This is a genomic window from Microbacterium sp. 1154, assembly GCF_031455375.1.
Taxonomy (GTDB): Bacteria; Actinomycetota; Actinomycetes; order Actinomycetales; family Microbacteriaceae; genus Microbacterium.
The window spans coordinates 1,103,146-1,116,110 of sequence record NZ_JAVDSN010000001.1 but is presented as its reverse complement, the minus strand read 5'-3'; the positions used below and the strand labels follow the sequence as shown (position 1 = coordinate 1,116,110).

21 protein-coding genes are annotated in these 12,965 nt (G+C 65.3%); all 21 read right to left on the bottom strand.

Going from position 1 to position 12,965, the window contains the following annotated elements; translation table 11 throughout:
* On the bottom strand, positions 1-537 hold the full coding sequence (rplF, locus tag J2X55_RS05110; RefSeq protein ID WP_103206779.1) for a 50S ribosomal protein L6: 537 nt from the start codon (positions 535-537) through the stop codon (positions 1-3).
* A 6-nt stretch (positions 538-543) separates the two neighbouring features.
* The gene (gene rpsH / locus J2X55_RS05105; RefSeq protein WP_094736305.1) at positions 544-942 is read right to left on the bottom strand and encodes a 30S ribosomal protein S8; all 399 of its coding nucleotides are present in this window, start codon (positions 940-942) and stop codon (positions 544-546) included.
* A 93-nt stretch (positions 943-1,035) separates the two neighbouring features.
* On the bottom strand, positions 1,036-1,626 hold the full coding sequence (rplE, locus tag J2X55_RS05100; protein ID WP_056226265.1) for a 50S ribosomal protein L5: 591 nt from the start codon (positions 1,624-1,626) through the stop codon (positions 1,036-1,038).
* Positions 1,627-1,628: 2 nt separating this feature from the next.
* Positions 1,629-1,988, bottom strand: a complete 360-nt coding sequence (rplX, locus tag J2X55_RS05095) for a 50S ribosomal protein L24 (RefSeq protein ID WP_094736303.1) — start codon at positions 1,986-1,988, stop codon at positions 1,629-1,631.
* 2 nt (positions 1,989-1,990) lie between these two features.
* Entirely contained in the window at positions 1,991-2,359 is a 369-nt protein-coding gene (gene rplN / locus J2X55_RS05090; RefSeq protein WP_013584005.1) for a 50S ribosomal protein L14, read from the bottom strand.
* Between the two features lie 35 nt (positions 2,360-2,394).
* Entirely contained in the window at positions 2,395-2,721 is a 327-nt protein-coding gene (gene rpsQ, locus J2X55_RS05085) for a 30S ribosomal protein S17 (RefSeq protein WP_115915919.1), read from the bottom strand.
* Entirely contained in the window at positions 2,721-3,032 is a 312-nt protein-coding gene (rpmC, locus tag J2X55_RS05080; RefSeq protein ID WP_056226256.1) for a 50S ribosomal protein L29, read from the bottom strand. Before rpmC ends, rpsQ begins: the two co-directional genes overlap by 1 nt.
* Positions 3,032-3,451 carry a 50S ribosomal protein L16 gene (gene rplP / locus J2X55_RS05075; RefSeq protein WP_056226254.1) on the bottom strand — a complete coding sequence of 140 codons (420 nt, stop codon included), beginning with the start codon at positions 3,449-3,451 and terminating at the stop codon, positions 3,032-3,034. Before rplP ends, rpmC begins: the two co-directional genes overlap by 1 nt.
* On the bottom strand, positions 3,451-4,209 hold the full coding sequence (gene rpsC, locus J2X55_RS05070) for a 30S ribosomal protein S3 (RefSeq protein WP_013584009.1): 759 nt from the start codon (positions 4,207-4,209) through the stop codon (positions 3,451-3,453). Before rpsC ends, rplP begins: the two co-directional genes overlap by 1 nt.
* Positions 4,209-4,607 (bottom strand): 50S ribosomal protein L22, encoded by a 399-nt coding sequence (gene rplV / locus J2X55_RS05065; RefSeq protein ID WP_013584010.1) that lies wholly within the window; start codon positions 4,605-4,607, stop codon positions 4,209-4,211. The genes rpsC and rplV overlap by 1 nt, the downstream gene beginning before the upstream one ends.
* Positions 4,608-4,629: 22 nt before the next feature.
* Complete coding sequence (gene rpsS, locus J2X55_RS05060; protein ID WP_013584011.1) at positions 4,630-4,911, bottom strand: 30S ribosomal protein S19; 282 nt, start codon at positions 4,909-4,911, stop codon at positions 4,630-4,632.
* A gap of 12 nt (positions 4,912-4,923) precedes the next feature.
* Positions 4,924-5,763, bottom strand: a complete 840-nt coding sequence (gene rplB, locus J2X55_RS05055) for a 50S ribosomal protein L2 (RefSeq protein ID WP_013584012.1) — start codon at positions 5,761-5,763, stop codon at positions 4,924-4,926.
* Positions 5,764-5,787: 24 nt separating this feature from the next.
* The gene (gene rplW / locus J2X55_RS05050) at positions 5,788-6,087 is read right to left on the bottom strand and encodes a 50S ribosomal protein L23 (RefSeq protein WP_056226248.1); all 300 of its coding nucleotides are present in this window, start codon (positions 6,085-6,087) and stop codon (positions 5,788-5,790) included.
* Positions 6,084-6,746: a 50S ribosomal protein L4 gene (gene rplD, locus J2X55_RS05045; protein ID WP_115915920.1), complete on the bottom strand. Its 663-nt coding sequence runs from the start codon at positions 6,744-6,746 to the stop codon at positions 6,084-6,086. The genes rplW and rplD overlap by 4 nt, the downstream gene beginning before the upstream one ends.
* Positions 6,747-6,748: 2 nt before the next feature.
* A complete protein-coding gene (gene rplC / locus J2X55_RS05040; RefSeq protein ID WP_115915921.1) occupies positions 6,749-7,408 on the bottom strand; it encodes a 50S ribosomal protein L3 in 660 nt (219 codons plus the stop codon).
* Positions 7,409-7,416: 8 nt separating this feature from the next.
* Positions 7,417-7,725 carry a 30S ribosomal protein S10 gene (rpsJ, locus tag J2X55_RS05035; protein ID WP_013584016.1) on the bottom strand — a complete coding sequence of 103 codons (309 nt, stop codon included), beginning with the start codon at positions 7,723-7,725 and terminating at the stop codon, positions 7,417-7,419.
* A 442-nt stretch (positions 7,726-8,167) separates the two neighbouring features.
* Complete coding sequence (locus tag J2X55_RS05030; protein ID WP_115915922.1) at positions 8,168-8,383, bottom strand: hypothetical protein; 216 nt, start codon at positions 8,381-8,383, stop codon at positions 8,168-8,170.
* A 177-nt stretch (positions 8,384-8,560) separates the two neighbouring features.
* Positions 8,561-9,754 (bottom strand): elongation factor Tu, encoded by a 1,194-nt coding sequence (gene tuf / locus J2X55_RS05025; protein WP_056226238.1) that lies wholly within the window; start codon positions 9,752-9,754, stop codon positions 8,561-8,563.
* Positions 9,755-9,915: 161 nt separating this feature from the next.
* Entirely contained in the window at positions 9,916-12,030 is a 2,115-nt protein-coding gene (gene fusA, locus J2X55_RS05020; protein ID WP_056226235.1) for an elongation factor G, read from the bottom strand.
* Between the two features lie 86 nt (positions 12,031-12,116).
* Positions 12,117-12,587 (bottom strand): 30S ribosomal protein S7, encoded by a 471-nt coding sequence (gene rpsG, locus J2X55_RS05015; protein WP_013584050.1) that lies wholly within the window; start codon positions 12,585-12,587, stop codon positions 12,117-12,119.
* Between the two features lie 5 nt (positions 12,588-12,592).
* Positions 12,593-12,961 (bottom strand): 30S ribosomal protein S12, encoded by a 369-nt coding sequence (gene rpsL, locus J2X55_RS05010; RefSeq protein ID WP_013584051.1) that lies wholly within the window; start codon positions 12,959-12,961, stop codon positions 12,593-12,595.
* Between the last annotated feature and the right edge of the window lie 4 nt (positions 12,962-12,965).

The window sequence follows — 12,965 nt, the reverse complement described above, 5'->3', positions numbered from 1 at the left end:
CTACTTACCACTCTTTCCGGCCTTGCGGCGCACGACCTCGCCCGCGTACCGCACACCCTTGCCCTTGTAGGGCTCGGGCTTGCGGATCTTGCGGATGTTGGCGGCGGCCTCGCCGACGGCCTGCTTGTCGATGCCGCTCACGGTGAGCTTGTTGTTGCCTTCGACCGTGAGGGTGATCCCGGCGGGCGGGTCGATGAGAACGGGGTGCGAGAAGCCGAGGGCGAACTCCACGGAGCTGCCCTTCTGCGCCACGCGGTAACCCGTGCCGACGACCTCGAGGCCCTTGGTGTAGCCCTGGGTGACACCGATGATGTTGTTGTTGATGAGCGTGCGGGTCAGGCCGTGGAGCGACCGCGACTCGCGCTCGTCGTCGGGGCGGGTGACGAGAACCTGGTTCTCCTCGACCGCGACCTCGAGGGGCTGTGCCACGGTGAGCGCGAGCTCACCCTTGGGGCCCTTGACGGAGACCTCCCGGCCGTTCACCGAAACGGTGACGCCGGCGGGGATGTCGATGGGAAGACGTCCAATACGCGACATGTCAGATCACCACACGTAGGCGAGGACTTCCCCGCCGACGCCCTTCTGCTCGGCCTGACGGTCGGTGAGAAGACCGGAGGAGGTGGACAGGATGGCGACGCCGAGGCCACCGAGGACCGTGGGGACCTCGGTCGACTTCGCGTACACACGGAGGCCGGGCTTCGACACACGCTTGATGCCGGCGATCGACCGCTCGCGGTTCGGGCCGTACTTCAGCGTCATGTTGAGGGTCTGGCCGACACGAGCGTCTTCGACGTTCCAGTCGGCGATGTAACCCTCCTGCTTGAGGATGGCGGCGATGTTCGTCTTGAGCTTCGAGCTCGGCATCGACACGGAGTCGTGGTGCGCCGAGTTCGCGTTGCGCAGACGGGTCAGCATGTCTGCGACCGGGTCTGTCATCGTCATGTGTTGCTTCTTTCGATCATGAGGTTTCGGCTGCCGTTACACGACAGTCGACCTTCGATGAAGGGCCCCCGGAAACCCCGGGGGCCCTGGGGGTCAGGCCTGCGCGTCGGCCGACTGGAACGGGAAGCCGAGCTGGCGCAGCAGCGAACGGCCCTCGTCGTCGGTCTTGGCGGTGGTGACGATCGTGATGTCGAAACCACGCACGCGGTCGATGCGGTCCTGGTCGATCTCGTGGAACACGGACTGCTCCTGAAGACCGAAGGTGTAGTTGCCGTTGCCGTCGAACTGCTTGGCCGACAGACCGCGGAAGTCGCGGATGCGGGGCAGAGCGAGGTTGACGAGGCGGTCGACGAACTCCCACGCGCGGTCACCACGGAGGGTGACGTGCGCGCCGATGGCCTGACCCTCACGCAGCTTGAACTGCGCGATGGACTTGCGGGCCTTCGTGACGATGGGCTTCTGACCGGTGATCTTGGTGAGGTCGTCGACCGCACCATCGATCACCTTGCTGTCGCGAGCGGCCTCGCCGACACCGGTGTTCACGACCACCTTGACCAGACCGGGGATCTGCATGACGTTCTCGTAGCCGAACTCGTCCTGCAGCGCCTTCTTGATCTCGGCGTTGTACTTCTGCTTGAGGCGGGGCTGGATCTTGCCAGCCGCCGCGGCAGTCGAGGTGCTCATGTTCAGAGGTCCTTGCCTGACTTCTTCGCGAAGCGCACGCGGACGGTGCGCTTGACGCCGTCCTTCACCTGCTCCTCGACACGGTGTCCGACACGGGTCGGCTTCTTGGTCGAGGGGTCGACGAGCGCGACGTTGGAGATGTGGATCGGGGCCTCGAAGGTCTCGATGCCACCGGTCTTGGTGCCGCGCTGGGACTGGCCCACGCGGTTGTGCTTGGTGACGTAGTTCACGCCCTCGACGATGACGCGGTTCTGCTCGGTCAGGACCTCGAGGACCTTACCCTGCTTGCCGCGGTCGCCGCCACGCTCGGGCTTGGCACCCGAGATGACCTGAACCAGGTCGCCCTTTTTGATTTTCGCCATGATCAGATGACCTCCGGGGCGAGCGAGACGATCTTCATGAACTTCTTGTCGCGAAGCTCACGACCGACCGGTCCGAAGATACGGGTGCCGCGGGGCTCCCCGTCGTTCTTCAGGATCACGGCGGCGTTCTCGTCGAACTTGATGTACGAGCCGTCGGGACGGCGGGTCTGCTTCACGACACGGACGACGACGGCCTTGACCACGTCGCCCTTCTTGACGTTTCCACCCGGGATCGCGTCTTTGACCGTGGCGACGATGACGTCGCCCAGGCCGGCGTAACGGCGGTTGGAGCCGCCGAGCACGCGGATGGTGAGCAGCTCCTTGGCGCCGGTGTTGTCGGCGACCTTCAGCCGGGATTCGTTCTGAATCACTGTTTACTCCTTGGATTCCAAGTAAGCCGCGAGGCTTACTTGGCCTTCTCGAGGATCTCGACCAGGCGCCAGCGCTTGGTGGCGCTGAGCGGACGGGTCTCGTTGATGACGACGAGGTCGCCGATGCCCGCCGAGTTGGACTCGTCGTGCGCCTTGACCTTCGAGGTGCGGCGGATGACCTTGCCGTAGAGCGGGTGCTTCACGCGGTCCTCGACCTCGACGACGATGGTCTTGTCCATCTTGTCGCTGACGACGTATCCACGACGCGCCTTGCGGTAACCGCGGGCGTCCTCGTCGCGAACGTCGTTCTCGGAGTGCTCGTGACCGGCGACCTGCGCCTCGGCCTTCTTCGCGGTAGCCATTACTCCGCCTCTTCCTTCGCGGCGTCGTCAGCGGAGTCCGCCTTCTTCGCCTTGCTCTTCTTCGCCTTCGTCGCCTCGACCGGGGCCGGGGTGGCGCGGATGCCGAGCTCGCGCTCACGGATCACGGTGTACAGACGCGCGATGTCGCGCTTGACTGCACGGATGCGACCGTGGCTCTCGAGCTGGCCGGTGGCCGACTGGAAGCGCAGGTTGAACAGCTCTTCCTTGGCCTTACGCAGCTCCTCGACGAGGCGCTGGTCTTCGAACGTGTCGAGCTCGCTCGGGGCGAGCTGCTTGGTGCCGATCGCCATTACGCGTCGCCCTCCTCGCGCTTGATGATGCGTGCCTTCAGGGGCAGCTTGTGAATTGCTCGGGTCAGGGCCTCACGAGCGAGCTGCTCGTCGACACCCGCGACCTCGAAGAGGACACGGCCCGGCTTGACGTTGGCGACCCACCACTCGGGCGAACCCTTACCGGAACCCATGCGGGTTTCGGCGGGCTTCTTCGTCAGGGGACGGTCGGGGTAGATGTTGATCCACACCTTTCCGCCACGCTTGATGTGACGCGTCATGGCGATACGAGCGGACTCGATCTGACGGTTCGTCACGTAAGCGGGGGTCAGCGCCTGGATCCCGAACTCACCGAACGACACCTGGGTGCCACCGGTGGCCTGGCCCGAACGGCCGGGGTGGTGCTGCTTACGGTACTTGACCTTGCGGGGGATGAGCATTACGCCGACGCTCCTTCTGCCACGGGGGCCTCGTTGCGAGGGCCACGACGACGGTCGCCACCGCGGTCGTCACGACCGCGCGACTTGGGCGCGTTGGCCTGCTCGCGGGCGAGCTCCTTGTTGGTGAGGTCGCCCTTGTAGATCCAGACCTTCACACCGATACGGCCGAAGGTGGTCTTGGCCTCGTAGAAGCCGTAGTCGATGTTCGCACGGAGGGTGTGCAGGGGCACACGGCCTTCGCGGTAGAACTCCGAGCGGCTCATCTCGGCGCCGCCGAGGCGACCCGACACCTGGATGCGGACACCCTTGGCGCCGGCGCGCTGAGCGCCCTGCAGACCCTTGCGCATCGCGCGGCGGAAGGCCACGCGAGCGGTGAGCTGCTCGGCGACACCCTGAGCGACCAGCTGAGCGTCGGCCTCGGGGTTCTTGACCTCGAGGATGTTCAGCTGGATCTGCTTTCCGGTGAGCTTCTCGAGGTCGGCACGGATGCGCTCGGCCTCGGCGCCGCGGCGACCGATCACGATGCCCGGACGGGCGGTGTGGATGTCGACACGGACGCGGTCACGCGTGCGCTCGATCTCGATGTTGCTGACGCCGGCACGGTCGAGCGACGTGGTCAGCAGGCGACGGATCTTGATGTCCTCGGCGAGGTAGTCGGCGTAACGCTGACCGGCCTTCGTCGAGTCCGAGAACCACCGCGACACGTGGTCGGTCGTGATGCCGAGGCGGAAGCCGTACGGGTTGACTTTCTGTCCCATTACTTGCTCGCCTTCTTGTTGGCGCGCGCCGGTGCCGCCTCAGCGGTCTCGGGCGTCGCGAGCACGACCGTGATGTGGCTCGTGCGCTTCTTGATCTGGAAGGCGCGACCCTGAGCGCGGGGCTGGAAACGCTTAAGCGTCGTGCCCTCGTCGACGTACGCGTTCTTCACGTACAGGTCTGCGTCGTCCAGGTACTCGTTCGTCTTGTCGGCCGTGACGCGAGCGTTCGCGATGGCCGAGGCGACGAGCTTGTAGATCGGCTCGCTCGCGCCCTGGGGCGCGAACTTCAGGATCGCGAGGGCCTCTTCGGCCTGCTTGCCCTTGATGAGGGCGACGACGCGACGAGCCTTCTGAGGGGTCACGCGGATGTGTCGCACACGTGCGATGGACTCCACCATTTCTCTCTCCTCCTCGGTCGCCTTAGCGGCGACGGCCCTTCTTGTCGTCCTTCACGTGGCCGCGGAAGGTGCGGGTGGGCGAGAACTCGCCCAGCTTGTGGCCGACCATGGTCTCGGTCACGAACACGGGGATGTGCTTGCGTCCGTCGTGCACGGCGATGGTGTGTCCCAGCATGGCGGGGATGATCATCGAACGGCGCGACCAGGTCTTGATGACGTTCTTCGAACCGGCTTCGTTCTGCGAGACGACCTTGCGAAGCAGGTGCTCGTCGACGAAGGGGCCCTTCTTAAGGCTGCGAGGCATCTTCCTCTACTCCTACTTGCGCTTCTTGCCGGCGGTGCGACGGCGGACGATGAGCTTGTCGCTCTCCTTGTTCGCGTGGCGGGTGCGGCCTTCGGCCTTACCCCACGGCGAAACAGGGTGACGACCACCGGAGGTCTTACCCTCACCACCACCGTGCGGGTGGTCGACCGGGTTCATGGCGACACCACGCACGGTCGGGCGGACGCCCTTCCAGCGCATACGGCCGGCCTTGCCCCAGTTGATGTTCGACTGCTCGGCGTTACCGACCTCGCCGATCGTGGCGCGGCAGCGCACGTCGACGTTGCGGATCTCGCCCGAGGGCAGACGCAGCTGCGCGTAGGGACCGTCCTTCGCGACCAGACGCACGGATGCGCCGGCCGAACGAGCCATCTTGGCGCCGCCACCGGGGCGCAGCTCGATCGCGTGGATCACGGTACCGGTGGGGATGTTGCGCAGCGGCAGGTTGTTGCCGGGCTTGATGTCAGCGCCGGCACCCGACTCGACGACGTCACCCTGCGACAGCTTCGCGGGGGCGAGGATGTAACGCTTCTCACCGTCGGCGTAGTGCAGCAGCGCGATGCGCGCGGTGCGGTTGGGGTCGTACTCGATGTGAGCGACCTTGGCGTCGATGCCGTCCTTGTCGTTACGACGGAAGTCGATCAGACGGTACTGACGCTTGTGTCCACCACCGATGTGACGCGTCGTGATGCGGCCCTGGTTGTTGCGGCCACCGGTCTTCGACAGCGGGCGCAGCAGCGACTTCTCGGGCGTCGATCGGGTGATCTCGGCGAAGTCGGCCACCGACGAGCCGCGGCGACCGGGGGTCGTGGGCTTGTACTTGCGAATAGCCATTGTTCTTGTCCTCTATCCCGACCGTCAGCCGACAGACGTGAAGATGTCGATGGTGCCCGACTTCAGCGAGACGATGGCGCGCTTGGTGTCCTTGCGCTTACCGATGCCGAAGCGGGTGCGACGGGCCTTGCCCACGCGGTTGATCGTGTTGACCGAAGCAACCTTGACGCCGAAGATCTTCTCGATCGCGAGCTTGATCTCGGTCTTCGACGAGCGGGGGTCCACCAGGAAGGTGTACTTGCCCTCGTCGATGAGCGAGTAGCTCTTCTCGGAGACGACCGGCTTCAGGATGATGTCGCGCGGGTCCTTGTTGACGGTGGTCATGCCGAGACCTCCTCGGTGGCGCCCGACTTCGACGCGACGAAGGCGTCGTAGGCGGCCTTGGTGAAGACGATGTCGTCGGAGACGATCACGTCGTAGGTGTTCAGCTGGCCGACGGTCAGCACGTGGACGTACGCGAGGTTGCGCACGCTCTTGATCGTCAGCTCGTCGTCGCGGTCGATGACCACGAGGACGTTCTTGACGGCACCGAAGGCCTTCAGCGCGGCAGCAGCGGCCTTGGTCGAGGGCGCACCCTCGATGGCGAAGCTGTCGACGATGTGCAGACGCTGACCACGAGCACGGTCGCTGAGCGCACCCAGGAGGGCGGCCGCGATCATCTTCTTGGGGGTGCGCTGGCTGTAGTCACGGGGCTTGGGGCCGTGGACGATGCCACCACCGGTCATGTGCGGCGCGCGGATCGAGCCCTGACGGGCGTTACCCGTGCCCTTCTGCTTGAAGGGCTTGCGGCCGGCACCGGAGACCTCGCCACGACGCTTGGTCGAGTGCGTGCCCTGGCGAGCCGCGGCGCGCTGCGCCACGACGACCTGGTGGATGAGAGGGATGTTCGTCTTGACGTCGAAGAGCGCGGCGGGCAGCTCGACAGAGCCGGCCTTGTTGCCGTCGGCCTTCACGACGTCGAGCGCGAGAGTCGAGTCAGCCATGATCAGGCACCCTTCACTGCGTTGCGGACGTAGACGATGCGGCCACGAGCACCGGGGACGGCGCCCTTGACGAGCAGCAGACCCTTCTCGGCGTCGACGGCGTGCACCGTGAGGTTGAGGACGGTCACGCGCTCGCCACCCATACGGCCGGCCATGCGCATGCCCTTGAAGACGCGGCTCGGAGTCGACGAGGCGCCGATCGAGCCGGGCTTGCGGTGGTTGCGGTGCGCACCGTGCGATGCGGAAACACCCTTGAAGTTGTGGCGCTTCATGACACCGGCGGTGCCCTTGCCCTTGCTGGTGCCGACGACGTCGACCAGCTGGCCGGCCTCGAACAGTCCGTCGACGGTGAGCTCCTGGCCCAGCGCGTACTCGGCGGCGTCCGCGGTGCGCACCTCGGTGAGGTGGCGGCGCGGGGTGACACCGGCGGCGTCGAAGTGGGCCGTGAGGGGCTTGTTCACCTTGCGGGGGTCGATCTGGCCGTAGCCGATCTGCACGGCGTTGTAGCCGTCCTTATCGACCGAGCGCAGCTGGGTCACGACGTTCGGGGCGACCTCGATGACGGTGACGGGAACGAGCTTGCCGTTCTCGTCCCACACCTGGGTCATGCCGAGCTTGGTGCCGAGGAGGCCCTTGGAGATCTTGGAGTTGATGTCAGCCATGTCGAACCTCAGAGCTTGATCTCGATGTTGACATCGGCAGGAAGGTCGAGGCGCATCAGCGAGTCGACGGCCTTGGGCGTCGGGTCGATGATGTCGATGAGGCGCTTGTGGGTGCGCATCTCGAAGTGCTCGCGGCTGTCCTTGTACTTGTGGGGCGACCGGATGACGCACACGACGTTCTTCTCGGTCGGCAGGGGAACCGGGCCCACCACGGTGGCGCCGGCACGGGTCACGGTGTCGACGATCTTGCGGGCCGACGAGTCGAGCCCAGCGTGGTCGTACGACTTCAGGCGAATGCGGATCTTCTGTCCCGCCATTGTCTGCTCTCTCTCTTTCTCGCGTCTTACCCGACCTGGGGCATTGGACGCACGGTAGCGCTATCGCGCCCTGGCACTTCCCCTCGCTCTCGCGAGAGATGCTGCACCCTGTTCAGCTGTCAAACCGGAGGAATCGACCTCCGGCCCGCCCCTCGCACGCACGCGCGCGAATCCCGTGAAGGAATGAAGGGGTTTCGGTGTGATGTTCTGCTGCCCGCGGCCCAGGACCCTGCGCTTCCGCGCCGCCTGTGCACTGCCCTGACAGTGATCCTGGCGCGCGCCGAGCGCGCACCGGAATGTGGAACTGGACTAGTCTACGTACCCCCCGGGCATGTCGCAAACCCGGGCGTGTCGCGCGAGGAAGATACTCAGCAAGAAGCGCCACGCACGGCAGCGGCGCCGCCCCGGAGACCGGGAGCGGCGCCGATGAGTGAGCGTTCCGTCAGGCGTTGCCGATGTGCTTGTCGACGTTCGCTCGCGTCTCGTCGACCTTCGCGTGGTGCTCCGCAGGGACGACCTTCTTGATCGCGTCCACCGCTCCGTCGAGGACCTTGTCGCTGACCTCTTCGGCCTTCTCGCTCTTGAGGGCCTCTTCGATCTTGTCGCGGTTCTCATCGAGGAGCTTCTTGCCCTTGGCGATGATGTCGTCGACTCCCATGTGCGTCTCCTTCGCAGACCCGGTCGGCTCGAGCGCCGACTCCCGCCCATTGTGTCGGTGCGGTGAAGGGAAGTGGAACCCCCACCGTCGACGAGCCCGCGTGGTGTAAGCCACGGCCGGCAACGACAAAGGCCGGGCCCGAAGGCCCGGCCTGTGCCGCGTGAAGTCTTGAAAGACTTACTTGAGGATCTTGGTGACGGTACCGGCACCGACGGTGCGGCCACCCTCACGGATCGCGTAGCCGAGGCCCTCTTCCATGGCGATCGGCTGGATGAGCTCGACCGACATCTCCGTGGTGTCACCGGGCATGACCATCTCGGTGCCCTCGGGCAGCGTGATGACGCCGGTCACGTCGGTGGTGCGGAAGTAGAACTGCGGGCGGTAGTTCGTGAAGAACGGGTTGTGACGGCCGCCCTCTTCCTTGGACAGGATGTACGCCGTGCCCTCGAAGTTGGTGTGCGGGGTAACCGAACCGGGCTTCACGACGACCTGGCCGCGCTCGACGTCGTCACGCTTGGTGCCGCGCAGGAGCAGACCACAGTTCTCGCCGGCCCAGGCCTCATCGAGCTGCTTGTGGAACATCTCGATACCCGTGACCGTGGTCTTCTGCGTCGGGCGGATGCCGACGATCTCGACCTCGGAGTTGATCGCGAGGGTACCGCGCTCGGCGCGGCCGGTGACGACCGTGCCACGACCGGTGATCGTGAAGACGTCCTCGATGGGCATGAGGAACGGCTTGTCCTTGTCGCGCACCGGGTCGGGGATCGACTCGTCGACGGCTTCCATGAGCTCGACGATGGCGTTGACCCACTGCTCGTCGCCCTCGAGAGCCTTCAGGCCCGAGACGCGGACGACGGGGGCGTTGTCGCCGTCGAAGTCCTGCGACGACAGGAGCTCGCGAACCTCGAGCTCGACGAGCTCCAGGATCTCCTCGTCGTCGACCATGTCGCTCTTGTTCAGCGCGACGAGCAGGTAGGGAACGCCGACCTGCTTGGCGAGCAGAACGTGCTCACGGGTCTGAGCCATCGGGCCGTCGGTGGCGGCGACCACGAGGATCGCGCCGTCCATCTGAGCGGCACCGGTGATCATGTTCTTGATGTAGTCGGCGTGACCGGGCGCGTCGACGTGAGCGTAGTGACGCTTCGGGGTCTCGTACTCGACGTGCGAGATGTTGATCGTGATACCGCGCTGACGCTCTTCCGGCGCCGAGTCGATCGACGCGAAGTCGCGCTGAACGTTGGTGGCCGACGGGAACTTGTCGGCGAGCACCTTCGAGATGGCAGCGGTGAGCGTGGTCTTGCCGTGGTCGACGTGACCGATCGTTCCGATGTTCACGTGCGGCTTGGTCCGCTCGAACTTGGCCTTAGCCACTGGGTCCTCCTCAGGACGTTGGTTGCGAGGTCTCGGGCACTGGATTGCGACCGGTTCTTCGCGGGGATGGTTCTCAGATTACTAGAGAGTCGGTATTCAGTTTGAGCGGATGCCGGGAACCTGAGCAGAACCCGGTGTTCCCGGCATCCGTGAGAGCGGTGTTACTCGCCCTTGTTCTTCTGGATGATCTCGTCGGCAACAGCCTTCGGGACATCGGCGTAGCTGTCGAACTCCATCGAGTAGACGGCGCGGCCCGAGGTCTTCGAGCGCAGGTCACCGATGTAGCCGAACATCTCGGACAGCGGCACGTTCGCCCGGACGACCTTGACGCCGGCGGCGTCTTCCATCGACTGGATCTGGCCACGACGCGAGTTCAGGTCGCCGATGACGTCGCCCATGTACTCCTCGGGAGTACGGACCTCGACGGCCATGATGGGCTCGAGGATCGTGGGGTTCGCCTTGCGGACGGCCTCCTTGAAGCCCATGGATCCGGCGATCTTGAACGCCATCTCGGACGAGTCGACGTCGTGCGAGGCACCGTCGAGGAGGATCGCCTTGACGCCCACCATGGGGTAGCCGGCGAGCACGCCGACGTTCATCGCGTCCTGGAAGCCCTGGTCGGTCGGCGAGATGTACTCGCGCGGGATGCGACCACCGGTGACCTTGTTCTCGAACTCGTAGGTCTTGTCGGCCGTGACCTCGAGGGGCTCGATAGCGAACTGGATCTTCGCGAACTGGCCCGAACCACCGGTCTGCTTCTTGTGGGTGTAGTCGTGACGCTCGACCGACTTGCGGATGGTCTCGCGGTACGCCACCTGGGGCTTTCCGACGTTGGCCTCGACCTTGAACTCGCGCTTCATGCGGTCGACCAGGATGTCGAGGTGGAGCTCGCCCATGCCCTTGATGACGGTCTGACCGGTCTCGGAGTTCTGCTCGACGCGGAACGTCGGGTCCTCTTCGGCGAGCTTCTGGATGGCGACACCCAGCTTCTCCTGGTCGGCCTTGGTCTTGGGCTCGATGGCGACCTCGATGACCGGCTCGGGGAAGGTCATCGACTCGAGGACGACCTGGTTGGCCGGGTCGCACAGGGTGTCACCGGTGGTGGTGTCCTTCAGGCCGATGACCGCGTAGATGTGGCCGGCGGTGACGGAGTCGACCGGCATCTCCTTGTTGGCGTGCATCTGGAAGATCTTCCCGATGCGCTCCTTCTTGCCCTTGGTCGCGTTGACGACCTGGGCGCCGGAGTCGAGGTGACCCGAGTACACGCGGATGTAGGTGAGGCGACCGAAGAACGGGTGCGTCACGATCTTGAACGCGAGAGCCGCGAAGGGCTCCTCGCGGTCGGCGTGGCGCTCGATGACGATCTCTTCGTCCTTGGGGTCGTGCGCCTCGATGGCGGGGACGTCCAGGGGCGAGGGGAGGTAGTCGACGACCGCGTCGAGCATGGGCTGCACACCGCGGTTCTTGAACGCCGAACCGCAGAGCACGGGGTAGAGCTCCGAGTTGATCGTCATCTTGCGGATGGCGCCCTTGATCTCGGCGACCGTGAGCTCCTCACCGCCGAAGAACTTCTCGAGAAGAGCGTCGTCGGACTCGGCGACGGTCTCCAGGAGCTGCTGGCGGTACTCCGCGGCCTTGTCGGCGAGGTCGGCCGGGATCTCCTGGATCTCGTACTTCGCGCCCATGGTCACGTCACCCTTGGCATCGCCGGGCCACACCAGTGCGCGCATCTCGACGAGGTCGATGACGCCGACGAAGTCGTTCTCGGCACCGATCGGCAGCTGGATGACCAGCGGCTTGGCCTTCAAGCGGTTGACGATGGTGTCGACCGTGAAGTAGAAGTCGGCGCCCAGCTTGTCCATCTTGTTGACGAAGCAGATGCGGGGGACGTCGTACTTGTCGGCCTGACGCCACACGGTCTCGGACTGGGGCTCGACGCCCTCCTTGCCGTCGAAGACGGCGACGGCGCCATCGAGCACGCGGAGCGAGCGCTCGACCTCGACCGTGAAGTCGACGTGACCGGGGGTGTCGATGATGTTGATCTGGTTCTTGTCCCAGAAGCAGGTCACAGCAGCAGAGGTGATCGTGATGCCACGCTCCTGCTCCTGCTCCATCCAGTCGGTGGTCGCCGCACCATCGTGCGTCTCACCGATCTTGTGGTTGACGCCCGTGTAGAACAGGATGCGCTCGGTCGTCGTGGTCTTGCCGGCATCGATGTGGGCCATGATGCCGATGTTGCGGACCTTGTGCAGGTCGGTGAGCACGTCTTGTGCCACGGGTGTCTTCCTTACCTGTTGGGAGGTTGATGCCGGGCCCATCGGAGGGTCCGGGACCGGATACGGTCACGGACCCTCCGCGGGTTTTACCAGCGGTAGTGCGCGAAGGCGCGGTTCGACTCGGCCATCTTGTGGGTGTCTTCGCGGCGCTTGACCGCGGCACCGAGGCCGTTCGAGGCGTCGAGGATCTCGTTCTGCAGACGCTCGGTCATCGTCTTCTCACGACGACCCTTGGCGTAGCTCACGAGCCAGCGCAGCGCGAGCGTGTTCGCCCGGTGCGGCTTGACCTCGACGGGAACCTGGTAGGTCGAGCCACCGACGCGGCGGCTCTTGACCTCGAGGGTGGGACGGACGTTGTCGAGCGCCTTCTTCAGCGTGGCGACGGCGTCCTGGCTGTTCTTCGCCTCGACACCCTTGAGGGCGTCGTAGACGATCGACTCGGCGATGGACTTCTTGCCGTCGACCAGGATCTTGTTGACCAGCTGGGTGACGACGGGAGCGCCGTAGACCGGGTCGTTGACGACGGGACGCTTCGGGGCAGGACCCTTACGAGGCATGTTTCTCAGCCCTTCTTCGCGCCGTAGCGGCTACGAGCCTGCTTACGGTTCTTGACAGCCTGGGTGTCGAGTGCACCGCGGACGATCTTGTAACGGACACCGGGGAGGTCCTTGACGCGACCACCGCGGACGAGCACGAGCGAGTGCTCCTGCAGGTTGTGGCCCTCGCCGGGGATGTAGGCGGTGACCTCGGTGCCGTTGCGCAGCTTCACGCGGGCGACCTTGCGCATCGCCGAGTTCGGCTTCTTGGGGGTCGTGGTGTACACGCGGGTGCACACGCCGGCCTGCTGGGGGTTCGACTTCAGCGCGGGAGCCTTGGTCTTCGAGACCTTCGGCGAGCGGCCCTTGCGAACCAACTGCTGAATGGTTGGCACGTTC